Origin of the sequence: Nitratireductor soli (assembly GCF_001050155.1) — a bacterium.
Taxonomy (GTDB): Bacteria; Pseudomonadota; Alphaproteobacteria; order Rhizobiales; family Rhizobiaceae; genus Nitratireductor; species Nitratireductor soli.
On the sequence record NZ_LFVY01000004.1, the window covers coordinates 229734 to 254244 of the forward strand.

Sequence of the window (24511 nt, forward strand, 5' to 3'; positions counted from 1 at the left end):
GTTCAGCGTTTCCATGAAACGATGAACCGGCCTACCGTGATCCAGAGAAACAGGCCCCGGTTTCCCGGAGCCTGCAATCAGCCTGTAGTCAATCTGCGATTCCGACAATGATCGTCGTGGCGATCATCGCATCGATCATTCCGCTGGCTGGGCAAGCGGCATGGACACCGCGCCGCGGCGTTCGCCCGCAAGGCTCCTCTGGCCCAGCAGCACCGTCAGGAAGGATGCCGTTCCTGCTGCCACCGAGACCCAGAAGCCATTGTGCGGCCCGTAGGTATCCACAACCCAGCCGGTCAGGGACGCGCCGAGCGCCATGCCGATGCCGATGCCGGTCATCACCCAGGTGATGCCTTCCGTCAGCATGGCCTCCGGCACGCGCCGCTCGATCAGGCCGAAAGCGGTGATGAAGGCTGGCGAGACGGCCATTCCGCTGATGAACACGGTGAGGGCGAGCAGAGCCACGGTGTCGGCGAAGAGCAGCGGCACGGTGGTGAGCGCGATGATGGCGACGGCGATGGCGAACTGGCGCTGCAACGGCATCTTCAGGTTCAGCGCGCCGACGATGATGCCGACGACGAACGAGCCGACGGCGTAGACGCCGATCACCAGGCTGGCGGCGCCCGGCTGACCGAGCTCCTTGGTGATCGCCACTGCGCTCACTTCCGCCGTGGCGAAGATGGCGCCGACGAAGATCAGGGCAAGCGTGATGATCTGCACCGGCCGCAGGCGGATCGCCGAACCCGTGGCTCTACCCTCCGAGGGGCGCACGCGCGGCTCGCTCGAGCGCTGAAGGACGAAGGCCGCAACGCCAAAAGCGAGGAACAGCGTGCTGACCAGCATGCCCGCCTCGGGAAACAGGGAGACGCTCAGGCCGACCGACAGCGACGCGCCGGCGATATAGACCAGCTCGTCGGCGACCGATTCGAAGGCGAAGGCGGTGTTGAGCTCCGGCCGGTCGCGGAAAAGCTCGGTCCAGCGCGCCCGGACCATCGCCGGGATGCTCGGCATCGTCGCTGCCAGGAGCGCCGAGGCGAACAATGTCCAGACGGGCCAATCCTGGTTGGCGGCGAGGATCAGAGTGAGAAAGGCGGCTACGGAAATGGCGCTGGTGGGCGCCAGCATGGTGGTCTGGCCGTGGCGGTCGACCAGCCGCGAAATCTGCGGCGCCAGAAAGGCATTGGTGAGGGCAAATGTGGCCGAGACGGCGCCGGCGAGCCAGTATTCGCCATGGGTTTGCGACAGCATGGCGACGATGCCGATCGGCGCCATGGCAATGGGTAACCGGGCAATGAAACCTGCGGCGGCAAAACCCTTGGTTCCCGGCGCCTTGAAGATTTCACGATAGGGATTAGGCATTGGAGCGGTCCTTGATACGGGGTCTGATCGGGTTTACATACGTTGCGTATGCAGATCAGATAGTGACATACGTGGCGTATGTCAATTAATATACGAAGCGTATGTGAAGGGAAAGCCGCCATGGCGCACAAACCGCGCAGCGAGATGATCGCCGAAACCCGTGCCAAGCTGGTGGCAGCTGCCCGCCAAGCCTTCGGCACGGTCGGCTATGCGGCCGCCTCGATGGACGATTTCACCGCCGAGGCCGGCCTGACGCGCGGCGCGCTATATCACCATTTCGGCGGCAAGGAGGGGCTGCTGAAGGCGGTCGTTGCCGAGATCGACGCCGAGATGAGCCAGCGGCTGAACGGGATCTCGGCAAGCCACGCCAGCCCCTGGCAGGGTTTCGTCGCCGAATGCGTCGCCTATATCGAGATGGCGCTCGAACCAGAGATCCAGCGCGTCATGCTGCTCGACGGGCCGGCCGTTCTGGGCGACCCGTCGACCTGGCCGAACCAGACCGGCTGCATCAATTCGCTCACCACCAATTTGAAGCGGCTTCTGCAGGACGGGATCATCGTCGATACCGACCCCGAGGCGATGGCCAGGCTGATCAGCGGCGCCAGCCTTTATGCCTCGCTGTGGATTGCCAATGCCGACGATCCGCAAGCCACGTCGAAAAAAGCCGTCGGCGCATTCAAGCTTCTGCTCGACGGATTGTTGGCGGATGGCCGAAAATCCAGTTGATTGCCGCGGTTTGACCGCGCCGAATCGTTGACAATCCCGAAGCCCCGTTCAACCTCTCAGTCAAAATCAGGAAGGGGTGACAGCATGTGGGATTTTGACATCGGCCGGACATTGGCAATCATGGCCAGGACTTGGCCGTTCATCGTCTTCCGCATGATCGTCTATTTCGGCATCACTGTCGCCTATATCTTCGCCACCGGTGCGGGCGCCGGCATCGGATATGGCGTCGGCCACATCGCGAGTGACCCGGACGGCCCCACCTCCTTTGCCCTGTGGGGCGGCATTGCCGGCTTCGGCCTGGTGTCAGTCGTCGTCTACTGGATCCGCGAATACATCCTCTACATCGTCAAGGCGGGCCACATCGCCGTGATGGTGCACCTGATCGACGGGCGCGACGTGCCGGGCGGGCAGAACCAGATCGCCTATGCGCGCGGCGTGGTGAGCGAACGCTTCGCCGAGGCCAATGTGCTGTTTGTCCTCGACCAGCTGATCAAGGGCGTGATCCGGGTCCTGACCGGGCTGCTCGGCGGGGTCGCGGCCTTCCTGCCCATTCCCGGCCTCGACACGCTGGTGCGCTTCCTCAACACGGTGATTCGCCTGTCGCTGACCTATGTCGACGAGATCATCCTTGGCTACAACATCAGGCTCGGATCCAACGCGCCGTTCGAGACGGCCCGGCAGGGCATCGTGCTCTATGCGCAGAACGGCAAGACCATGGTCAAGAACGCCGTCTGGCTGGCACTGTTCATGTGGATCCTGGCCTTCCTCGTCTTCCTGGTCATGTTGGCGCCGGCCGCCGCCATCCTCTACGCCATGCCTGGAGAACTTGCCGGCTGGAGCTTCGTTCTGGCCATCGTCTTCGCCTGGGCGGTGAAGGCCGCGCTGATCGAACCCTTCGCCATCGCCGCGCTGATGTCGGTCTATTTCAAGGCGATCGAGGGGCAGGTGCCCAACCCTGAATGGGACCGCCGGCTGAGCGACGCGTCAAAGCAGTTCCGCGAATTGAAGGACCGGACGCTGGGCGCGGTCGGGATGGGGAGCGTGGCTTGAGGTGATTGTCGGATTTGCCTGGTCATGCCAATGTGGATTGCCATGAACGAAGAACAATCTGAAGCAAAAGCGCTGAATGACGTGAACGAATACGGGTGTCACGTCCTGAAGGTCTTGGGAGGCGATGAAACGCCGAAGTTTGCCTATTCGATAGGAATTGAAGCCACCTCAAAACAGCCGGATCTTCTCGTAACTGGTCTGAGCCATGACGTGGCGCATTGGATAATAAACGAATACAATTCCAGGGTGCGAAAAGGTGAAGTTTTTCTTAAGAATAAATTCTATAACGGCTTCATTGATAGTTTTCCTGTTATGTTTAGTCATGTCTTGAAGGAATTTTATAAAGAATATCTCGGATTCGGCTTGTGGCTTTATCGCGGTGACGGATTTCGCTCGTTCCAGCTGATCTACCCAGATTTGTCAGGGCAGTGGCCTTGGGATGAATCCGCAAGCGCGGATTTCAAGTGGCATATGCGGATGCTGTGTGAACCTCCCAGATTGGTCGAATGACCACGCCATCCGCCTGGCTGCCTGCGCCCGTTCTGCGGCAAACGTCCGTTCTCCGCCCGACCCGGGCATTCGATGCTTCATTGTGAGCGGCGATTTCTTATCGAGGTGAGGAGCGAGCAGCCTACGGAAATCCTGTGCGACGACAGACGCCTGCTCGACAACCAGAGAAACAAGCGCGTGCGCTCCGGTCTCGCTCTCTCTTGCCGCATTCCAGCCGAAACCCTGTTGACACAATCGCTCCCTACCGCCTGGTGTCATGGCCAAGCCATGCAACGGCCACTACACTTATGGTATGAAAACCCGTTTCTACACGCATCCCATCTGCCGCGAGCACCTGACGCCGCCCGGCCATCCCGAGCGGCCGGACCGGCTGCGCGTCATCGTCGACCGGCTGGACGACGAGCCTTTCGCCTATCTCGACCGGCGTGAGGCGCCGCTGGGCGAGGAGGCGGCGGTGCTTCTGGCGCATCCGCGGCAACATCTCGACAAGGTCAAGGCGGCGATCCCCGAGGAGGGGCTGGCGCGCATCGACGAGGACACCACCGTCAGCCCGAAAAGTTTCGAGGCGGCGCTGACGGCGGTCGGCGGTGCGACGGCTGCGGTTGACGACGTGTTTTCCGGCGAGGCGGGCAATGTCTTCGTGGCCGCCCGTCCGCCCGGCCACCACGCCGAGAAAACCAGGGCGATGGGGTTCTGCCTGTTCAACAATGCTGCCATCGCCGCCCGTCATGCGCAGAGGGCGCACGGCGTCGAGCGCGTCGCCATCGTCGACTGGGACGTCCATCACGGCAACGGCACGCAGGACATCTTTTGGGACGACCCGTCGGTGCTGTACTGCTCGACGCACCAGATGCCGCTTTACCCGGGCGGCGGAGCGCGCGAGGAGACGGGCGCCGGCAACATCGTCAACGCGCCGCTCGCGCCGGGCTCCGGTTCGGACGCGTTCCGCCAGGCCTTCGACACGCTGGTCCTGCCCGCGGTCGAGCGTTTCGCCCCCGACTTGATCATCATTTCAGCCGGCTTCGACGCGCATCGCCGCGACCCGCTGGCGGAGATCAATCTGGAGGCCGAGGATTTCGACTGGGCGACGGGCAAGCTGATGGACAAGGCCGACCGTTTGTCACAAGGCCGCCTTGTCAGCCTGCTGGAAGGTGGCTACGACCTGCAGGGGCTTGCAGTGTCGGTTGCCGCGCATGTCGGCCGTTTGATGAAGGGATGAGAGATGGCCGAAGACGCCAACAACGACATCAAGGCGATGAGCTTCGAGCAGGCGCTGGAGGCGCTGGAGAAGATCGTCGAGGATCTCGAGCGCGGCGATGTGCCGCTCGACCAGTCGATCAAGATCTACGAGCGCGGCGAGGCACTGAAAAAGCATTGCGACACGCTGCTGAAAGCCGCCGAGGACAAGGTGGAGAAGATCCGCTTGTCGCGCGAGGGGCAGCCGGTGGGCGGCGAGCCGCTGGACGAGGCCTGAACACAAGCGGCCGCAAGGGCAGGCGTGGCTCCGGTTTGCGTTTACTTTGATCACCCGAGGGCCTATGCCGTTGTGACCTTCAACAGCCGAGGTGACGCGCGTGAAATCGCCGCCCGACACGCCCCTTCTGGACCAGGTCGTCTATCCCGCCGACCTCAAGCGTCTCCCGGAGGAGAAGCTGCCGCAATTCGCTGGTGAGCTCCGCGCCGAGCTGATCGACGCCGTCTCCAAGACCGGCGGGCATCTGGGCGCCGGGCTTGGCGTGGTCGAATTGACCGTCGCGTTGCACTACGTGTTCGACACGCCGGATGACCGCGTCATCTGGGACGTCGGCCACCAGGCTTATCCGCACAAGATCATCACTGGCCGGCGCGACCGCATCCGCACGCTGCGCCAGGAGGGCGGACTGTACGGTTTCACCAAGCGGGCTGAAAGCGCATACGACCCATTCGGCACGGCGCATTCCTCCACATCGATCTCGGCCGGCCTCGGCATGGCCGTGGCCCGCGACCTGGCCGGCGAAAAGCGCCACGTGATCGCCGTCATCGGCGACGGGGCCATGTCGGCCGGTATGGCCTATGAGGCGATGAACAATGCCGGCGCGCTGAACGCTCGGCTGATCGTCATCCTCAACGACAATGACATGTCGATCGCCCCGCCGCAGGGCGCGATGAGCGCCTATCTGGCGCGGCTCGCCTCCGGCCGCACCTACCAGGGCGTGCGCGACCTCGGCAAGAAACTGACCTCCTATCTCGGCAAGGGCGTCGACCGGGCCATCACCCGCGCCGTCGAGCACGCGCGCGGCTATGTGACCGGCGGCACGCTGTTCGAGGAGATGGGCTTTTTCCACATCGGCCCCATCGACGGGCACAATCTCAAGCACCTGGTGCCGGTGCTGAGGAACGTCCGCGACAATGGCGACGGGCCGGTGCTGATCCATGTGGTGACCAAGAAGGGCAAGGGCTATCCGCCCGCCGAGGCAGCCGATGACAAGTATCACGGCGTCAACAAATTCGACGTCATCACCGGCGCGCAGGCCAAGGCGCCGGCCAACGCGCCGAGCTACACCAAGGTGTTCGCCCAGTCGCTGATCCAGGAAGCGCGCGAGGACCAGCGCATCGTGGCGATCACCGCCGCCATGCCTTCGGGCACCGGGCTGGACCTGTTCGGCCAGGAGTTTCCCGACCGCACCTTCGACGTCGGCATTGCCGAGCAGCATGCGGTGACCTTCGCCGCCGGCATGGCGACGGAGGGGTTGCGCCCGTTCGCGGCGATCTATTCGACCTTCCTGCAGCGCGCCTACGACCAGGTGGTGCACGACGTGGCGCTGCAGAACTTGGCCGTCCGCTTCGCCATCGACCGCGCCGGCTTCGTCGGTGCCGACGGGCCAACCCATTGCGGCGCGTTTGACGTCACCTATCTGGCGAGCCTGCCCAATTTCGTCGTGATGGCGGCAGCCGACGAGGCGGAGTTGCGCCACATGGTGCGCACGGCGGCCGAGCATGATGCCGGGCCGATCGCCTTCCGCTACCCGCGCGGCGACGGCGTCGGCGTCGACATGCCCGAGCGCGGCGAAGTGTTGGAGATCGGCAAGGGCAGGGTGCTGCGCGAGGGCAGCAAGGTCGCGCTCCTGTCCCTCGGCGGGCGCCTGCAGGATTGCCTGAAGGCAGCCGAGGAGCTGGACGCGGCAGGGCTTTCCACCACCGTCGCCGATGCGCGTTTCGCCAAGCCGCTGGATGAAGAGCTGATCCGCCGCCTGGCGCGGGGGCATGAAGTGCTGATCACCGTCGAGGAAGGCTCGATCGGCGGCTTCGGCTCGCATGTGCTGAATTTCATGGCGCTGGAGGGGCTTCTGGAAAGCGGGGTCAAGGTGCGGCCGATGGCCATGCCCGACCGCTTCATCAACCACGCCAAGCCCGAACGCATGGTCGAGGATGCCGGTCTTGACGCCGCTTCCATCGTGCGCACCGTGTTTGCGGCTCTGGGCCAGCAGTCCGAGCGCGCGGCGCGCGCGTGAGCGCGATCATGAGGCTCGACCAATGCCTGGTGGAGCGCGGCCTGTTCGACAGCCGCGCCCGCGCCCGCGACGCCATTCTGCGCGGCACGGTCACGGTCGATGGCCTGCCGGCGAAGAAGCCGGGACAGGCGGTTTCAGCCGATACCGGGATCGCCGTCGATGATCCGGCAAGCGCCTATGTTTCGCGCGCGGCGCTGAAGCTCAAGCATGGGCTCGACGTTTTCGGCCTGGAGCCACGCGGGGCCGAAGCGCTGGACCTCGGCGCCTCGACCGGCGGCTTCACGCAGGTGCTGCTGGAGCGCGGCGCGGCGCATGTGACGGCGATCGACGTCGGCAGCGGGCAGATGGATGCCCATCTCGCCGCTGATCCGCGCGTCACCGCGCTCGAAGGCATCAATGCGCGGTATTTGACGCTGGAAGAGATCGGCGGCCGGCGGCCGGATTTCATCGTTTCCGATGTCAGCTTCATCTCGCTGAAACTGGCGCTGCCGCCGGCGCTGTCACTGGCCGCGCGGGGGGCGCGGGGCCTGTTCCTCGTCAAGCCGCAATTCGAGGCGGGGCGCCAGGCAATCGGCAAGGGCGGGCTGCTGCGCGATCCGGCACAGGCGGACGTCGTCGCCGAGGATCTGCGCGACTGGTTGGAAACGAACGACGGATGGCGTGCGCTCGGACTTGTGCAATCACCCATTGAAGGCGGCGACGGGAACCGCGAATTTCTCCTGGCAGGACACAAGACATGACGCGCGAGACGCTGATCATAGACCATCTGGGCGCGCAGGGGGACGGCGTCGCGCAGACGCCGTCGGGGCCGGTCTTCGTGCCGTTCGCGCTGCCGGGCGAAACGATCGAGGCGAACGTCCACAAGGGGCGCGCGCAGAAAATGGTTCTGCGGACCGCATCGCCGCGGCGTGTGGAGCCGGCCTGTCGCCATTTCGGCGCCTGTGGCGGCTGCTCGGTGCAGCATCTGGATGATGCTGCCTACCGTGACTGGAAGCATGACAAGGTGGCGCGGGCGCTTGCCGCGCGCGGCATCGAGACGACGGTCGAGCCGTTGGTTGCCTGCGCTCCTGCGGCGCGTCGGCGCGTGACCTTCACGGCCAGGCGCATGGGGCCGGATGTTCTGCTGGGGTTTAACGCGGCGCAATCGCACCACATCGTCGTGACTGAGGAATGCCCTGTTGCCGAGCCGGGCATCGTCGCGGCGCTGGCTGATTTGCGACGGCTCGCAACCATGGTCGCGGCAACGCCGAAGGCCTTTCACATGGCAGTGACCGCGACCAGTTTCGGGCTCGACATTGCGGTTGCGGGCGCTGGCCGGCTCGGCACGAAGCAGCGCCGCGCCGCCATCGATTTCACGCTTGCCGCAGGCTTTGCCCGCCTCACTGTGGAAGGCGAGGTGATCGTCGAGGGCAGAAAACCGGAGGTGAGCTTTGGCGGCATCCCGGTGGCGATCCCGCCGGCAGGGTTTCTCCAGGCAACCGCAGAGGCGGAAGCGGCCATGGCCGGCCTGGTGTTGGAACATTTGCGTGGGGCGAAATATGTCGCCGACCTTTTTGCCGGCAGCGGCACGTTCGCGCTGCGCCTGGCGCAGGCGGGCCGTGTTCACGCCGTCGAGGGGGATGCGGCGGCTCTTGCCGCACTCGACCAGGCGGCCAGGCGCTGGCCGGCGTTGAAGCCGGTGACCGCAGAAAAGCGCGATCTGTTCCATCGCCCGCTGACGACGGCGGAATTGAACGCCTTCGACGGGCTGGTCTTCGACCCGCCGCGCGCCGGGGCGGAACTGCAATGCCGGCAGATCGCCAAGTCGTCGATTCGCCGGGTGGCCGCAATCTCGTGCAATCCCGGCACGCTCGCGCGCGATCTGGCGATCCTGGTCGAAGGCGGCTACCGGGTCGAGCGGGTCGTGCCGATCGACCAGTTTCTATGGTCGCCGCATGTGGAGGCGGTGGCGCTGCTGGAACGGGGAAAGTGATGCTTCGCTGAACGGTTTGGCTGTTCTTCCGCCTCCCAGAAGCATGCTTCCGGATCGCGGTGAGGCTCTGTTGAAACATCATGCAGCCGATCGGGAACTGGAGTATTTTGCAGTCAGGTGGTTCTACCTGACGCCCGCATAAATGCGGAAAAACAAAGAGATAGACCGGTTCAGCGCTTCTATGAAACGCTGAACCGGTCTATCTTGGGGCTCATGCCCTAACTTCCAGCCCTCAGGATTGGCCGCGCAACGAAGTATTCGGGTTTGTTGAAGCCTTCCATCTTCTCCAACACTCCGATGCGCTCCAGGTTTCCTATCGTCATGCGGGCGGCGCGGTGCGTGACGTTGAGAAGCCCCATGACAATGGGCGTGCTGACGACCGGCGACGAGAACAGGTGATCAATGAGAATGACGACGTTGTTCGAGCGGAATTCCTTCATTGCCCTTTCCCGGTATTCCAACTGAAGAGACAAAACCTTGTCGACCACCTCGATTGAAGATTCGCAGGTTTCCTGACAGATTTTCAGGAAGAAGCGCACCCAGCTTGTCCAGTCTCCCTTGGTCGAAACATCGAACATCCGATCAATGTAGATATCTTTTTTGCTCTCAAGGCTGGCGCTCGGATAGAAAACCGCGTCCTTGATGAGCCCGCGCGAGAGCAGGACCAAGGGAATCAGGATGCGTCCCACTCGCCCATTGCCGTCCGCGAAGGGGTGGATTGTTTCAAATTGGTAGTGGACGAGCGCCGCTTCTATCAGGGGGGGGAAGTCTTCAGGGGCGTCGCGATTGATGAATGCCTCCAGCTGATTCATGGCCTCGACGGTTTCAGCAGGCGGCGGTGGCACAAAGCGAGCTTGTGAAGGAGACACGCCTCCGATCCAGTTTTGATCATGCTTGTATTCGCCCGGCCGTTTGTGCCCGCCTCTTTGTTGCGAAAGGCCGCTGAGCAGTTTGTCGTGGGCTTCGCGAATGAGACGGTGGCAGATGGGCAATTCCCGCATGAGGGAAACCGAATGAGTCAGGGCCGTCACGTAGTTGAACACCTCTTTCGTGTCCGCTTTGGTCGCGCCGTCTGCGCCAATTTCAAAAAGCGCGAGTTCATCGCTGGTCGTGTATGTTCCTTCCATTGCGGAAGACAGAAGCGCCTCGCGTCGTTGCAGGGGGCGTATGATGAGCTTGGGGTTACCGAGTTGCGCCATCTTGGCGTTGAGCATACCGATCCCTGCCATCGCCGAGCCGTACTCGCTAAAAACAGCGGCGAGATCGATTTTCGGCGGCAGCGGACTTGGTACGAACGCCGTCGCGCCCTGTATGGTCGGGATAAGACGTCCGGGGGCATCAGGCGAAAATAGATCGAGGTTCATATGATACCTATCAGCTTATTATGTATCTTATTTCATTCCTGATGCTACTCAGGTAGCAAGTCAAGAGGGAATTGATACATAAGCATACGTTTGGTATCACATCTGCCTGCCGCCCACCGTCATCTGGTCCATGCGCAGATGCGGCTGGCCGACGCCGACGGGCACGCCCTGGCCGGCCTTGCCGCACATGCCGACGCCATTGTCGAGCTTCATGTCGTTGCCGATCATCGAGACGCGGTGCATGGCGTCCGGGCCGTTGCCGATCAGCATGGCGCCCTTGACCGGCTGGGTCACCTTGCCGTCCTCGATCAGGTAGGCTTCCGTGCAGCCGAAGACGAACTTGCCCGAGGTGATGTCGACCTGGCCGCCACCGAAGGAGACGGCGTAAATACCCTTCTTCACCGAGGCGATGATTTCCTCCGGCGTCTTGTCGCCGCTGGTCATGTAGGTGTTGGTCATGCGCGGCATGGGCTCGTGCGCATAGGATTCGCGCCGCCCGTTGCCGGTTGGCTGCATCCCCATCAGGCGGGCATTCTGCCGGTCCTGCATGTAGCCGACGAGCCTGCCGTCCTCGATCAGCACATTGCGCGCCGAGGGCGTGCCCTCGTCGTCGATCGTCAGCGAGCCGCGCCGCTCCATGATCGTGCCGTCATCGACGACCGTAACGCCCCTGGCAGCGACTTGGCTGCCAAGCAGCCCCGCGAAGGCGGAGGTCTTCTTGCGATTGAAGTCGCCCTCCAGCCCATGGCCGACGGCCTCATGCAGCATGACGCCCGGCCAGCCATTGGCGAGCACGATGTCGAACGTGCCGGCGGGCGAGGGGACGGCCGAAAGGTTGACGAGCGCCTGGCGCAAGGCCTCGCTTGCCGCGAACTGCCAGGAATCCTCCACCAGGAACTCGCCAAAGCTCTTGCGCCCGCCCATGCCGTAGGAACCGGTCTCCTGGCGGTCGCCCTCGCCGACCATGACGGAGACGTTGACACGCACCAGCGGACGGATGTCGCGGGCGACCTGTCCATCGGCGCGCAGGATCTCCACCTGCTGCCAGGAGGCGGCCAGCGACGCCGTGACCTGGCGCACGCGCGGGTCTTTTGCCCGCAGCCAGGCGTCGATTTCCTGCAACAAACGGGCTTTTTCCTCGAAGCCCGGGGCTGCGATCGGATTCTCATCGCCATAGAGACGTTGATTCGTGCCGGAGGGAGCAGCGGCAAGCTTGCCCGAATGACCGTCCTTGACCGTCGAGACCGCATCGGCAGCCCGCTTGAGGGCGGCCTCCGAAAGATCGCTCGAATGGGCGTAGCCGGAAGCCTCGCCCGCCACCGCGCGCAGGCCAAAACCCTGGTCGGTGTTGAAATTGGCGGTTTTCAGCCGCCCGTCGTCGAAGACGAGCGCCTCGCCCTCGCTGTATTCGAGGAACAATTCACCATCGTCAGCGCCTTGCAGCGTATCGGCGACGAGACCCTTGAGGCGGTCGGGGGAGCAGTCGAAGGCGTCCAGCAGCGATTTGGTCATGAAGTCATCCTGTCCCGGTGGTGTGATCCCAACAGATGGGCCCCATCTGTTGGGGTAAATCGCCTCACCAGATCAATAATTTAGTGGCCTGCTTGTCCCACTCCAAACCTATCGGTTTGGCTGGGGCAGGCCACCAGCGTTCCTTCCATTTAGGCAAGGAACGCCCTGCAATCCAGTGCGCGGCCCTCGACGAAAGGCGAGCCAACACCTTGAACTTCGGGAAGGCGCGACCGGATGTAAGATGATTCACTTCGGCAAAGCGTCGAAGCCTTCGCCGAAACCATTGAGATCGACTGGAATGCCGATGCCTTCCTCAGGCGTCTGGAAGACGATGAAGGTGGCGGCCTCGCCGGTCTTCAGCGTCGTGACCAATTGCTCCTCGAGGATCACCTCGGCATAGCAGCCATCCTGGAAGCAGCGGACGAAATAGGCCCGCCCGATATCCTTGCCATCGACATTGAGGCCTAGCCCGTTGGGCAGCAGCACGCCGAGGGGCGCAAGCACCCGCAGGATCTCCGCCTTGCCGTCGGCAGTGCGCAGCACCACCACCGACAGGCCCATCTCGGGGCGGTCCTCGGCGACGACATTCTGCATCATGGCGCACTGTTCGCCGGAGGCGCCCGCCGGCGTGTCGCACAGGATCGACCAGGCGCCATGCGTCGATCGCACAGTGCCGCTCTGCTGCGCGCCGGCGCTCAGCACGGGAAGAACGGAAAGGGCGAGCACGGCAACTGCGCGTGTGACGAAAGACATGGTCATGTTCCTGCTCCCGGACGAATCAGAGCAATCTATCCTGCGTTGGCTGCCACCGAAAAGGGATTGTCTCGGCAAAGGGTGGAAAAACCTGTTCATCCAGGTTTCGAGCGAACAATTCCGGGCAATTCCGACGGAAATGGGACCGTGCCGCATTTTGTGCTATTGCGCCGGTGGGAGGGTCGGCGGTATGAGCCGGGCCCACAAGTAGCTTGTGGGCTGACTTTTCCACACAGATGGCTACCATCTGTTTGGGCCAGACCACCAGGGCGCAAAAATGCCGCACGTGGCGTCCAACGCCTTCCTTGCGGTTCAAATGAGAGTATGGTTTGAACGCGCCTATAAAAAGCCAGAATTCCCTTTGCGGCAAAATCGGACCGTCCGGCTTTGTCGTATCGCTACGGGAGATGACGAGGGTTATGAAGAATATCGCTGTTGGCCTTGCCACTCTGCCATTTCTCGCCACAGGTGCCGTTGCTGCGCAGCCGGAGCCTTGGCAGTACCGCTTCCAACCGGCCGCCACGGGCATCATGCACGAGATCACCTGGTTCGAGATCTACACGCTGTGGTTCATCGTGCCGATCACCATTCTTGTGATGCTGCTGCTCGGCTGGTGCGTCCTGCGCTTCCGCGCCAGCGCCAATCCGACGCCATCGCGCACAAGCCACAACACCGCCATCGAGGTGCTGTGGACGGTCGGCCCGGTCATCATCCTGCTGTTCCTTGCGGTGCCGTCGTTCCAGCTGCTGACGGCGCAATACACGCCGAAGGAAGAGCCCGCTCTGACCATCAAGGCCACCGGCGTCCAGTGGTACTGGGATTATGAATACCAGCTCGAAGAGCCGCTCTCCTTCACCTCGCTGATTCTGCACGAAGAGGACCGTCCTGGCTCCGGCAAGGAAGACAAGGCTGTTTATCCGCGTCTCCTGGCCGTCGACAACGAGGTCGTCGTGCCGGTCGACACCACCGTGCGCGTCCTGGTGACTGCCAGCGACGTGATCCACGCCTTTGCCATGCCGTCCTTCGGCGTGAAGGTGGACGCGGTGCCTGGGCGGATCAACGAGACCTGGTTCAAGGCCGAGAAGGAAGGCCTCTATTACGGCCAGTGCTCCGAGCTTTGCGGCAAGGATCATGCCTTCATGCCGATCGCCATCCGCGTGGTGGCGAAGGATCAATACGATACCTGGATCGCGGCCGCCCGCGAGGACGTCGGAGGCGCCAACAAGGCGCTGATGGCGGCGATCGAGGCAAACACGAAAGTCGCGGCTGCCGGCAATTGATGCCGGCAGCCGTCTGAAACATCAAATGGAGCGGTAGGAAATGGCAGGCGCTGCAACCCATGACGCCCATGGCGAACACAAGCCATATAGTGGCTGGACACGGTGGGTTTACTCCACCAACCACAAGGACATCGGCACGCTCTACCTGATCTTCGCCATCGGCGCGGGCATCATCGGCGGCTTCCTGTCGGTCATGATGCGCTGGGAGCTGGCTGAGCCGGGCATCCAGATTTTCCACGGTCTGGCGACCATGGTCTATGGTTATGAAGGTGAAGCCGCGCTCGATGCCGGCAAGCATATGTTCAACGTGTTCACCACGGCGCACGGCCTCATCATGATCTTCTTCATGGTCATGCCGGCACTGATCGGCGGCTTCGCCAACTGGATGGTGCCGATCATGATCGGTGCACCGGACATGGCGTTCCCGCGCATGAACAACATCTCGTTCTGGCTCCTGCCGCCAGCCTTCATCCTGCTGTTGATGTCGCTGTTCGTTCCCGGTCCTGCCGGCGGCTACGGCACGGGTGGCGGCTGGACGATCTACCCGCCGCTGTCGACCTCCGGCCAGCCCGGCCCGGCCATGGACCTGGCGATCCTGTCGATCCACATCGCCGGCGCGTCGTCGATCCTCGGCGCGATCAACTTCATCACCACCATCTTCAACATGCGCGCGCCCGGCATGACCCTGCACAAGATGCCGCTGTTCGCCTGGTCGGTGCTGATCACGGCCTTCCTGCTGCTGCTTTCCCTGCCGGTTCTGGCAGGCGGCATCACCATGCTTCTGACCGACCGCAATTTCGGCACGGCATTCTTCGCGCCTGACGGTGGCGGCGATCCGATCCTGTTCCAGCACCTGTTCTGGTTCTTCGGCCACCCGGAAGTGTACATTCTGATCCTGCCGGGCTTCGGCATCGTCAGCCACATTGTGTCGACCTTCTCGCGCAAGCCGATCTTCGGCTATCTCGGCATGGCCTACGCCATGGTCGCGATCGGCGCAGTCGGCTTCATCGTCTGGGCGCACCACATGTACACGACCGGCCTGTCGCTCGACACGCAGCGCTACTTCGTCTTCGCGACGATGGTCATTGCGGTGCCGACGGGTGTGAAGATCTTCTCGTGGATCGCCACCATGTGGGGCGGCTCCATCCAGTTCCGCACGCCGATGCTGTGGGCGATGGCCTTCATATTCCTGTTCACGCTTGGTGGCGTGACGGGTGTGCAACTCGCCAATGCCGGCCTCGACCGGGCCATGCACGACACCTACTATGTGGTGGCGCACTTCCACTACGTGCTGTCCATGGGCGCCGTCTTCGCCATCTTCGCGGCCTGGTACTACTGGTTCCCGAAAATGACCGGCTACATGTACAATTCGTTCATCGCCCGGGTGCATTTCTGGATCACCTTCATCGGCGTGAACGTGATCTTCTTCCCGCAGCATTTCCTCGGCCTTGCCGGCATGCCGCGCCGCTACATCGACTATCCCGACGCGTTTGCCGGCTGGAACCTGGTGTCGTCCTACGGCTCCTACCTGTCAGCCTTCGGCGTCCTGGTGTTCCTGTATGGCGTGATCGAGGCTTTTGCCAAGAAGCGGCCCGCCGGCGCCAACCCGTGGGGCGAGGGTGCAACGACGCTGGAATGGCAGCTTCCGTCTCCGCCGCCGTTCCACCAGTGGGAAGAACTGCCCCGGATCCGCTGATCCGGGCGGACCGAGAAAACCGAGGCCGCGCCCCGTGCGCGGCCCCGTCAATGAGTTAAAGGCAAGATATGGCGTTGGTTGATCAGGAGCATATGAAAGAGGCCGGATATCGCCTTTCCGAGGCGACGCCGGGTGATTTCATCGCGCTTTTGAAGCCGCGCGTCATGTCGCTCGTGGTCTTCACCGCCTTTGTCGGCATGGCTATGGCGCCCGCGACGCCGAACCCGCTCCTGGCGCTGATCGCCATCGCGGCGATCGCCGTCGGCGCCGGCGCCTCCGGCGCACTGAACATGTGGTACGACGCCGACATCGACGCCGTGATGAGCCGCACCAAGGGACGCCCGGTGCCGTCCGGGCGGGTGACGCCCGGCGAGGCGCTGGCCTTCGGCCTTGTGCTGTCCGCGCTGTCGGTCGGCGTGCTCGGCCTGATGGCGAACTGGGTCGCCGGCGCGCTGCTGGCCTTCACTATTTTCTTCTACGCCGTGATCTACACGATGTGGCTGAAGCGCTCGACGCCGCAGAACATCGTCATCGGCGGGGCTGCCGGTGCGCTGCCGCCGGTCGTCGGCTGGGCCGCCGTCACGGGCACCGTGAGCGTCGAGAGCTTGATTCTGTTCCTCATCATCTTCCTGTGGACACCGCCGCATTTCTGGGCGCTGGCTTTGTTCAAGTCGGCCGACTATGAGCGGGCAGGTATCCCGATGCTGCCCAACGTCGCCGGTCATGCGGCGACCAAGAAACAGATATTCATCTATGCGCTGTTGCTTGCCGCCAGCGGTCTCCTGCCGGTCTGGGCCGGGTTTGCCAGCCTCGCCTATGGCGCAGTCGCTGCGGCGCTCGGCGTTGGCTTCGTCTGGTACTCCTGGCGTGTCCTGCAGATGCCGGAGAGCGACCAGGCGATGAAGCCCGCCAAGGCGCTGTTCGGCTATTCGCTGCTTTATCTCTTCGTCCTGTTCACCGCGCTTCTGGCCGACCGTCTGGCGGCAAGCCTCGGTTTCGGTTTTGGGAGCTAGGCGCATGGAGCAGGAATTCGTCAAGCCGACCGAGGCGCAGCTCAAGGCGCGGCGCAAGCGCTCCGTCGCCATCGCGCTCGCCCTGATCGCATTTGTCATCGTCGTTTATGTCGGCAGTCTGGCGAAGTTCGGGCCGGCCCTTTTCGATCGCGCTATGTGAGAAGACGGATGAGCGGCAACGACACGAAAGCAGATCGGGAACACGGAAGCAGAAACCGCAATGCGGCGGTTCTGTGCCTGGCCGTCGTCGGCGGCATGGTCGGCATGGCTTATGCGGCCGTGCCGCTCTATCAGATGTTCTGCCAGGTGACCGGTTATGGCGGCACGACGCAGCGGGTCGAGCAATATTCCGACACGATCCTCGACCGCAAGATCACCGTCCGCTTCGATGCCAACACCAACGGCGTGCCGTGGGAATTCAAGCCGGTGCAGCGCGAGGTGTCGATGCGCATCGGCGAGACGATGCAGATTTCCTACATGTCGCGCAATCTGGCCGATCGCGCGACGAGCGGCACGGCGACTTTCAATGTTTCGCCACCGCAGGCCGGCGCCTATTTCAACAAGGTCGAATGCTTCTGTTTCACCGAACAGGAGTTGCAACCGGGCCAGTCCTATGACATGCCCGTGGTGTTTTTCGTCGATCCGGCGATCGTGAAAGTGCCGGAGTTGAAGGACCTGAAGACGATTACCCTTTCCTACACATTCTTCCCTCTGGAGAAGAAGGCGCCGGTTGCCGCCGCGCCGAAGATCAACGCAAATCAGAACGACAATCTCGGGGGCTGACATGGCCGACGCGCACGCAAAAAAGCACGATTATCACATCATTGATCCAAGCCCGTGGCCCTTTGTCGGGTCGGTCGGCTCACTGGTCATGGCGATCGGCGCCATCGCCTGGATGAAGAATGTCAACGGCGCCGACTTCTCGCTCTTCGGCGTGAATCTTGCGGCGACGCATTTCTGGCTGTTCCTGATCGGCCTCTTCATCGTGCTCTTCACCATGTATTCGTGGTGGGGCGACACGATCAAGGAAGCGCGTGAAGGGCATCACACGCGCGTCGTTTCGCTGCATCTGCGCTACGGCATGATCATGTTCATCGCTTCGGAGCTGATGTTCTTCGTCGCCTGGTTCTGGGCGTTCTTCGATGCCAGCCTGTTCCCCGGCGAAGCGGTTCAGGTGGCGCGCACAGAATATACGGGCGGTGTCTGGCCGCCGCAGGGGATCGAGGTGCTCGATCCCTTCCACCTGCCGCTCTACAACACGATCATCCTGCTGCTTTCCGGCACGACCGTGACCTGGGCGCACCACGCACTTCTGGAGAACGATCGCAAGGGCCTGGTCTGGGGCCTGGCGCTGACGGTGGCGCTCGGCGTGCTGTTCTCCTGTGTGCAGGTCTATGAATACATGCAGGCGCCGTTCCAGTTCTCCGATTCGATCTACGGCGCGACCTTCTTCATGGCCACCGGCTTCCACGGTTTCCACGTGCTGATCGGCACGATCTTCCTGCTGGTCTGCTTGCTGCGCGCCATGGGCGGCGACTTTACGCCGAAGCAGCATTTCGGCTTCGAGGCTGCCGCCTGGTACTGGCATTTCGTCGACGTGGTGTGGCTGTTCCTCTTCGCCTTCATCTACGTCTGGGCTTCGGTGGGTGCCACCATCGCCCACTGATCGCCAGCCTGATATGCGTATCGAAACGGTCGGGGAAACCCGGCCGTTTTGCTTTGCCGCGATCGAGCGTCCGGCAACAAAATGCTGCCATTCAAGCGGGATGAGGAAAAGTGTGAAGCGGGTTCCCGCCCGCATCCCGCTCTAACCCATCGTGATCTAGAGGCGATAGGGTGTGGGCGAACCGGCTGCGGCATCGCGCGGCGTCGACCCCATGGCGCGGCTCGTGATAGAAGGCTGCGAAGCGCAATGCGTGCCGTGACGCGGCGCAGCAGAAAGTGGATGGGACATGGCAGATGGCGACAAGCCGCGCGTCGGGGGCAAAACCGGCGGGGATGTTGACCAGGCGATCTGGCCGCCGGTCGATGCGTTTGCGGCCGGGCTTGGCGGGCGCTGCCCGCGCTGCGGCGAGGGGCGTCTTTTCTCGGGCTTCCTGAGCGTCGGCGCGGAATGTTCGAACTGCCGGCTCGATTACGGTTTCGCCGATGCGGGCGACGGCCCGGCGGTGTTCGTGATTCTCATCATCGGCTTTCTGGTGGTTGGTCTGGCGCTGTGGATGGAGGTTTCGATGGGGCCGCCGCTGTGGGTCCATTTTCTGCTGTGGATACCACTGACGCTGATCCTGTCGCTGACGGCGCTGCGGCTCATCAAGGGGCTGCTGATCGCCCTGCAATACCGCAACAAGGCGGCCGAAGGGAAACTGGACCGTTGATGACAAAGCCGCTACTGGCTTCGCCTGCAAAGGATTCCAGGTCGAGCTTGACCTGGCTGTTGTTGCTGCTGAGCGCGGTGGTGCTGGCGGCATTGCTGGCGCTCGGCACCTGGCAGGTCAAGCGCCTGCAGTGGAAGGAAGCGCTCATTGCCCGCATCGACGAACGCATCGCCGCCCAGCCGGTGGACCTCGACGCCTTGGAACGCATCTATGCGGAAAGCGGCGACATCGAGTACCGCCCGCTGCGCGTCAGCGGCGCTTTCGTCCACGATGGCGAGCGGCATTATTTCGCGACCTGGAAGGGGCAATCGGGTTTTTTCATCCACACGCCGCTGAAATTGGCTGATGGCCGCTACATATTTGTCAATCGCGGTTTCGTGCCCTACGACCACAAGAACGCGGAAACACGCGGCGAGGGGCAGATCGTCGGCGGGGTGCGCATTGCCGGGCTGGCGCGCAGTGCGCCGACCGAAAAGCCTTCTTCCATCGTTCCCGACAATGATGTGGGCAAGAACGTCTTCTACTGGAAGGACATGGGCGTGATGGCATCGACCGCCGGCCTGCCGGACGGCAGAGAATTCCTGCCGTTCTACCTTGACGCCGGTGACGTGCCCAATCCCGGTGGCCTGCCGGTGGGCGGCGTCACGCTGGTCGATCTGCCGAACAGCCATCTGCAATACGCCGTCACCTGGTACGGGTTGGCGGCCGCTCTGTGCGGTGTGCTGTTTTTCTGGTGGCGGCGAAATCGCGCGCGCTCTTGACATCGGCCGCACATCGCCCCCAATTCCGGCCACGAACAAAGGACAAGCAATGACGGCGGTGGACAAAACCCGACGGAAACTCCCGGATCGGAAACTGACGGTGCGGCTTTGCGGGCCGCGCGGTTTCTGCGCGGGCGTCGACCGCGCCATCCAGATCGTCGTCCTGGCGCTGAAGAAATACGGTGCGCCGGTCTATGTCCGCCATGAGATCGTCCACAACCGCTACGTGGTCGAGGGCTTGCAGGAACGCGGTGCGGTGTTCATCGAGGAACTGAGCGAGATCCCCGAGGATCATCGCGAATGCCCGGTGGTCTTTTCCGCCCATGGAGTGCCGAAATCCGTGCCGGCCGACGCCGTTTCGCGCAATCTCTTCTATCTCGACGCGACCTGTCCGCTCGTCTCGAAGGTGCACAAGCAGGCCATGCGCCATCATCGCCTCGGCCGCCATGTGCTCTTGATCGGCCATGCGGGCCACCCCGAGGTGATCGGCACGATGGGGCAATTGCCCGACGGCGCGGTCACCCTGGTAGAGACGGTCGAGCGTGCTCTGGCGCTGACCCCGCCCGAGGGCGTCGAACTCGGCTTCGTCAGCCAGACGACGCTGTCGGTCGAGGACACGGCCGATATTCTGAAGGCGCTCGAGGGGCGGTTTCCGGCGCTGCAGGCGCCGGCCGCCGAATCGATCTGCTACGCCACCACCAATCGCCAGGAGGCGGTGAAGATGGCCGCGCCCGGCGCCGACCTGTTTTTGATCGTCGGGGCGCCGAACTCATCCAATTCGCGCCGCCTGGTCGAGGTCGCCGAGCGGGCGGGGGCGAAGAAATCGCTTCTCGTCCAGCGCGCCTCTGAAATCCCCTGGGACGAGATTGGTGAGATCGGCGTGCTTGGCCTTTCGGCCGGCGCTTCCGCACCGGAGATCATCGTCAACGAGATCATCGATGCCTTCGCCGCGCGTTACGCCGTCACGGTCGACCTCGCCGTGACGGCGGAGGAGACCGAGAATTTCCCCGTCATGCGCGTCCTGCGCGACGTCGAGCTGACCAATGCCGACATGGCCTTCGTCAACGGAAACGCCTGAGATCATGGCTGTCTACACGGATATTTCCGAGATCGAGCTCGAAGCCCTGCTTGGCGATTACGATGCCGGCGAGTTGCTGTCCTACAAGGGCATTGCCGAGGGATCGGAGAATTCCAACTACCTGCTGCACACCTCGAAGGCGGCCTTCATCCTGACGCTCTACGAGCGGCGGGTCGACAAGGCCGATTTGCCGTTCTTCCTCGGCCTGATGGAGCATCTGGCGCAGAACGGCGTCTCGTGCCCGCTGCCGGTGCGCCGACGCGATGGGGCGGTCATCAGCGAGATCGCCGGCAGGCCGGCGGCCCTGATCACCTTCCTTGAGGGCATGTGGCTCAGGCGGCCGACGCCTCAGCATTGCCGCCAGGTCGGGCGGGCCATTGCAGGGCTGCACCTGGCGGCGCGCGATTTCCCGCTATCGCGGCCCAATGCCCTGACGCTGGAAGACTGGCGCGCGCTGTGGGACAAGGCCGCGCCACGCGCCGACGAGGTCGAGCCGGGGCTGAGCGATGAAGTGGAGGCGGATCTGGCCGCCCTTGGCCATGACTGGCCGCGTGGCCTGCCGACCGGCATCATTCACGCCGACCTGTTCCCCGACAATGTCTTCTTCCTTGGCGGGGAGGTGTCGGGCATCATCGATTTCTATTTCGCCTGCAACGACCTCCTGGTCTATGACGTCGCCACCTGCCTCAACGCCTGGTGCTTTGAGAAGGATGGCTCCTACAATCTGACCAAGGGCACGGCTTTGCTGGCGGGCTATCAGGAGATCCGGCCGCTCGAGCCACGTGAAATCGAGGCGCTGCCGCTTCTGGCGCGCGGCGCGGCGCTGCGCTTCATGCTGACCCGGCTGTATGACTGGCTGACCATCCCCGACGGCGCGCTGGTGAACAAGCGCGACCCGATGGAATATGTGCGCCGTGTGCGCTTTCACCGGCAGATCACTTCACCTTCGGAATACGGGATCGGCATCACGTGACGACAGTGGAAATTTTCACCGATGGGGCCTGTTCGGGCAATCCGGGGCCTGGCGGTTGGGGCGCGCTGCTGCGCCATAACGGCACGGAAAAGGAACTCTCCGGCGGCGAAGCCGATACGACCAACAACCGCATGGAGTTGCAGGCGGCGATCGAAGCGCTGAATGCGCTGAAGCGGCCATGCGCGGTCGATCTCTACACCGACAGCGTCTATGTGCGTGACGGCATTTCCGGCTGGATCGAGGGCTGGAAGCGCAATGGCTGGAAGACGGCGGCGAAGAAGCCGGTGAAGAACACCGAGCTGTGGCAGGCGCTGGACGAGGCGCGGCGACGCCACAAGATCAACTGGCACTGGATCAAGGGGCATGCCGGCCACCCCGAAAACGAAAGAGCCGACGCGCTGGCGCGCGCCGGCATGGCGCCGTTCAAGAACGGCAGGTGAGGCAGGCAGCAAGCCTGCCCCAAAATAGCTAAAGCTGTTCGAGAATGCGCGCCGCGCCGCTGGTGACCGCTTCGCCGGGGTTCTCCTCGACATTGACGGCGGTGACAGTCCCGTCCTCGACGATCATCGAATAGCGCTTCGAGCGATTGCCGAGCCCGCCCATCGACAAATCGATGTCGAGGCCGAGGGCGCGGGTGAAATCGCCATTGCCGTCGGCGAGGAAGGTGAGCTGCTCCTGCGCGCCGGTGAAGCCCGCCCATGCCTTCATGACATGGTGGTCGTTGACCGAAATGACGGCGATCTCATCGGCGCCACGGGCGCGGATCGCGTCGCGGTTCTCGACGAAACCCGGCAGATGGCTGTTGCTGCAGGTGGGTGTGAAGGCGCCCGGCACACCAAACAGGACGACTTTGCGACCGGCGAAGAAATCCGGCGCGGACACATCCGTCGGGCCATTGGGGCCGACCTGCTTCAAGGGCGCTTCGGGAATACGCTTGCCAACTGAAATGCTCATTCAGACAATCTCCTGTTTAAAAAATAAAAACTAAAATAACGATGGCCTTCAGGGAAGTTCGATCCGCCCCGTGACGGACTGGCCATCGGCGACAAGCGTATAACGCAGCCAGCTTTGCGCAAGCACATCTTTGGGCGCGGCGAAGATTTCAACAGCAAACTCCGCCCCACCGGTTTCCTGGCGCAAAAGGGTCGGCGTGCCGAACAGATGGCTCTTTTCGTGATCGATGAACAGCTCGGCGTTCTGCACCTCCCGCGGCAGGCTCGTCTCGAGCATCAGCTTGCTGCCCTCGCGCCTGACCGCCTTGATGCCGAAGGCGTCGCTTGCCGGAGCGGGCAGGGCGGCATGTGCCATCTGCACGGTGAAGGCATCGCTCTGGTTGTCCGCGTCGGCGCCGGGGTCGAAGGTGAACGACGCCTGGAACGGGATACAGATCGTCTCGCAAATGCCGAGAAACACATCGACGTCGACGAGCGTCACGGCGTCGGCCTTGTCGAGCGTGAAGGTCACCGGCAGGCGGACGGACTGCTTGTAACCGGCCCATTGCGTGCCGCCGTCATGCACCCGCACGGGGGCCGGAAACGCCAGTTCGGCGGATTTGATGTGTGGGCTGCGCGACAGCTCGATCGCCGGCGGAATGCCTGACGGGCCGGGATTGCTCCAATAGGTCTTCCATCCCGGTTTCAGCTTGATGTCGAGCGCGCCGCGCAGGCGACCCTGATCGTCAGGCAGTCCGCTGGTGACGATGCGCACGGAACCGCCCTCGCTGGCCTGCCATTGGCTGGAGGCGGCGAGCGCCGGGTGGGCCGCCAGAAGCGGCAGGATGAAACTGAGGCGCCTGATCATGCGCGGACATTGCCGGGCCTTGCGGCCAAAGGCAACGCGACGATCGCGCGCGGTCCTTCATAAATGCGTGAGCGTGGCCTGCGGCGTCTGGCGGGAAGCAGGCACATCCGTCTTTCAAGCATCATTGAAACGCGCTACGCTCGGCGAATGAGCATTGAGAAGCACGCCGGGGATGCGATGTCCGCCCCCTATCTGGAAAACCATTTCCTGATCGCCATGCCGGGCATGCGCGACGAGCGGTTCTCGCGGTCCGTGATCTATCTGTGCGCGCACGGCGAAGACGGCGCGATGGGACTGATCATCAATCGGCCGCAGCAATTGGCGTTTCCCGACATTCTCGTGCAGCTGGGCATTCTCGACCAGCAGGAGGCGATCCGCCTGCCGCGCGAAGCGCGCGATCTTCCTGTCCGCAATGGCGGGCCGGTCGACCGCAGCCGCGGTTTCGTGCTGCACACGGACGATGTGATGGTCGAATCGTCGATGCCCGTCTCCGAAAGCATCTGCCTGACGGCGACGGTCGACATGCTGCGGGCAATTTCGATGGGCCAGGGACCGCGCCACGCGCTGATGGCGCTCGGCTATGCCGGCTGGGGCGCGGGGCAGCTCGAGAACGAGATCGGCGAGAATGGCTGGTTGACCTGCCCGGCGACGCCGGAGCTTCTGTTCGAAGGCGAGATCGAGCGGAAGTATGACGGTGTGCTGGCCGCCATCGGCATCGACGCCGCCCATTTGAGCCAGGTTGCCGGCCACGCCTGACGCGCGCGTTCATCCGAACCCCGCAACATGATGCCTGTCGGCCGG

26 protein-coding genes are annotated in these 24511 nt (G+C 63.3%); 20 read left to right on the plus strand and 6 right to left on the minus strand.

Annotation, left to right across the window (positions count from 1 at the left end; genetic code table 11):
• Positions 1 to 135: 135 nt before the first annotated feature.
• Entirely contained in the window at positions 136 to 1356 is a 1221-nt protein-coding gene (locus AB843_RS06720) for an MFS transporter (RefSeq protein ID WP_048646028.1), read from the minus strand.
• Positions 1357 to 1476: 120 nt separating this feature from the next.
• Between AB843_RS06720 and AB843_RS06725 the strand changes: the two genes are divergently transcribed.
• From AB843_RS06725 to AB843_RS06760, 8 genes are all read left to right on the plus strand, one after another.
• Entirely contained in the window at positions 1477 to 2082 is a 606-nt protein-coding gene (locus tag AB843_RS06725) for a TetR/AcrR family transcriptional regulator (protein ID WP_048646029.1), read from the plus strand.
• 84 nt (positions 2083 to 2166) lie between these two features.
• The gene (locus AB843_RS06730) at positions 2167 to 3132 is read left to right on the plus strand and encodes a hypothetical protein (protein ID WP_048646030.1); all 966 of its coding nucleotides are present in this window, start codon (positions 2167 to 2169) and stop codon (positions 3130 to 3132) included.
• Positions 3133 to 3174: 42 nt separating this feature from the next.
• On the plus strand, positions 3175 to 3642 hold the full coding sequence (locus tag AB843_RS06735; protein ID WP_048646136.1) for a DUF4262 domain-containing protein: 468 nt from the start codon (positions 3175 to 3177) through the stop codon (positions 3640 to 3642).
• Positions 3643 to 3934: 292 nt separating this feature from the next.
• Positions 3935 to 4861 carry a histone deacetylase family protein gene (locus AB843_RS06740; RefSeq protein WP_048646031.1) on the plus strand — a complete coding sequence of 309 codons (927 nt, stop codon included), beginning with the start codon at positions 3935 to 3937 and terminating at the stop codon, positions 4859 to 4861.
• 3 nt (positions 4862 to 4864) lie between these two features.
• Complete coding sequence (locus AB843_RS06745) at positions 4865 to 5116, plus strand: exodeoxyribonuclease VII small subunit (protein ID WP_048646032.1); 252 nt, start codon at positions 4865 to 4867, stop codon at positions 5114 to 5116.
• A 100-nt stretch (positions 5117 to 5216) separates the two neighbouring features.
• A complete protein-coding gene (dxs, locus tag AB843_RS06750; protein ID WP_048646137.1) occupies positions 5217 to 7133 on the plus strand; it encodes a 1-deoxy-D-xylulose-5-phosphate synthase in 1917 nt (638 codons plus the stop codon).
• Positions 7134 to 7141: 8 nt separating this feature from the next.
• Positions 7142 to 7873 (plus strand): TlyA family RNA methyltransferase, encoded by a 732-nt coding sequence (locus AB843_RS06755; protein WP_048646138.1) that lies wholly within the window; start codon positions 7142 to 7144, stop codon positions 7871 to 7873.
• Positions 7870 to 9105: a class I SAM-dependent RNA methyltransferase gene (locus tag AB843_RS06760; protein ID WP_048646033.1), complete on the plus strand. Its 1236-nt coding sequence runs from the start codon at positions 7870 to 7872 to the stop codon at positions 9103 to 9105. Before AB843_RS06755 ends, AB843_RS06760 begins: the two co-directional genes overlap by 4 nt.
• Positions 9106 to 9323: 218 nt before the next feature.
• On the opposite strand, the gene AB843_RS06765 is transcribed toward AB843_RS06760, so the two are convergent.
• From AB843_RS06765 to AB843_RS06775, 3 genes are all read right to left on the minus strand, one after another.
• The gene (locus AB843_RS06765) at positions 9324 to 10469 is read right to left on the minus strand and encodes a Fic family protein (protein ID WP_048646034.1); all 1146 of its coding nucleotides are present in this window, start codon (positions 10467 to 10469) and stop codon (positions 9324 to 9326) included.
• Between the two features lie 96 nt (positions 10470 to 10565).
• Entirely contained in the window at positions 10566 to 11981 is a 1416-nt protein-coding gene (tldD, locus tag AB843_RS06770) for a metalloprotease TldD (protein WP_048646035.1), read from the minus strand.
• Positions 11982 to 12227: 246 nt separating this feature from the next.
• Positions 12228 to 12740, minus strand: a complete 513-nt coding sequence (locus tag AB843_RS06775; RefSeq protein ID WP_048646036.1) for an invasion associated locus B family protein — start codon at positions 12738 to 12740, stop codon at positions 12228 to 12230.
• A 413-nt stretch (positions 12741 to 13153) separates the two neighbouring features.
• Here AB843_RS06775 and coxB point away from each other — a divergent pair, with 413 nt between their 5' ends.
• The 11 genes from coxB to rnhA all read left to right on the plus strand — a co-directional run bounded on the left by coxB (position 13154) and on the right by rnhA (position 22350).
• Positions 13154 to 14014, plus strand: coding sequence for a cytochrome c oxidase subunit II (coxB, locus tag AB843_RS06780; protein ID WP_048646037.1), 861 nt, complete (start codon positions 13154 to 13156; stop codon positions 14012 to 14014).
• 40 nt (positions 14015 to 14054) lie between these two features.
• Positions 14055 to 15710 (plus strand): cytochrome c oxidase subunit I, encoded by a 1656-nt coding sequence (ctaD, locus tag AB843_RS06785; RefSeq protein WP_048646038.1) that lies wholly within the window; start codon positions 14055 to 14057, stop codon positions 15708 to 15710.
• A gap of 68 nt (positions 15711 to 15778) precedes the next feature.
• Positions 15779 to 16723: a heme o synthase gene (locus tag AB843_RS06790; protein ID WP_048646039.1), complete on the plus strand. Its 945-nt coding sequence runs from the start codon at positions 15779 to 15781 to the stop codon at positions 16721 to 16723.
• Between the two features lie 4 nt (positions 16724 to 16727).
• Positions 16728 to 16883, plus strand: coding sequence for a hypothetical protein (locus AB843_RS25900; RefSeq protein ID WP_164481549.1), 156 nt, complete (start codon positions 16728 to 16730; stop codon positions 16881 to 16883).
• A gap of 8 nt (positions 16884 to 16891) precedes the next feature.
• Complete coding sequence (locus AB843_RS06795) at positions 16892 to 17506, plus strand: cytochrome c oxidase assembly protein (protein ID WP_048646040.1); 615 nt, start codon at positions 16892 to 16894, stop codon at positions 17504 to 17506.
• Position 17507: 1 nt separating this feature from the next.
• On the plus strand, positions 17508 to 18389 hold the full coding sequence (locus AB843_RS06800; RefSeq protein ID WP_048646041.1) for a cytochrome c oxidase subunit 3: 882 nt from the start codon (positions 17508 to 17510) through the stop codon (positions 18387 to 18389).
• A gap of 286 nt (positions 18390 to 18675) precedes the next feature.
• Positions 18676 to 19098 (plus strand): DUF983 domain-containing protein, encoded by a 423-nt coding sequence (locus AB843_RS06805; protein WP_048646042.1) that lies wholly within the window; start codon positions 18676 to 18678, stop codon positions 19096 to 19098.
• On the plus strand, positions 19098 to 19859 hold the full coding sequence (locus AB843_RS06810) for an SURF1 family protein (RefSeq protein ID WP_048646043.1): 762 nt from the start codon (positions 19098 to 19100) through the stop codon (positions 19857 to 19859). Before AB843_RS06805 ends, AB843_RS06810 begins: the two co-directional genes overlap by 1 nt.
• A gap of 49 nt (positions 19860 to 19908) precedes the next feature.
• On the plus strand, positions 19909 to 20937 hold the full coding sequence (gene ispH, locus AB843_RS06815) for a 4-hydroxy-3-methylbut-2-enyl diphosphate reductase (RefSeq protein ID WP_048646044.1): 1029 nt from the start codon (positions 19909 to 19911) through the stop codon (positions 20935 to 20937).
• A gap of 4 nt (positions 20938 to 20941) precedes the next feature.
• Positions 20942 to 21910, plus strand: coding sequence for a homoserine kinase (locus AB843_RS06820; protein WP_048646045.1), 969 nt, complete (start codon positions 20942 to 20944; stop codon positions 21908 to 21910).
• Entirely contained in the window at positions 21907 to 22350 is a 444-nt protein-coding gene (gene rnhA / locus AB843_RS06825; protein WP_048646046.1) for a ribonuclease HI, read from the plus strand. The genes AB843_RS06820 and rnhA overlap by 4 nt, the downstream gene beginning before the upstream one ends.
• 28 nt (positions 22351 to 22378) lie before the next feature.
• Here rnhA and AB843_RS06830 read toward each other — a convergent pair whose 3' ends face one another.
• Both AB843_RS06830 and AB843_RS06835 read right to left on the minus strand, forming a co-directional pair.
• Entirely contained in the window at positions 22379 to 22864 is a 486-nt protein-coding gene (locus AB843_RS06830) for a peroxiredoxin (protein ID WP_048646047.1), read from the minus strand.
• 48 nt (positions 22865 to 22912) lie between these two features.
• Entirely contained in the window at positions 22913 to 23710 is a 798-nt protein-coding gene (locus tag AB843_RS06835) for a protein-disulfide reductase DsbD domain-containing protein (RefSeq protein WP_048646048.1), read from the minus strand.
• A gap of 177 nt (positions 23711 to 23887) precedes the next feature.
• Here AB843_RS06835 and AB843_RS06840 point away from each other — a divergent pair, with 177 nt between their 5' ends.
• Positions 23888 to 24466, plus strand: a complete 579-nt coding sequence (locus AB843_RS06840) for a YqgE/AlgH family protein (protein WP_425286797.1) — start codon at positions 23888 to 23890, stop codon at positions 24464 to 24466.
• The last annotated feature ends 45 nt before the right edge of the window (positions 24467 to 24511 follow it).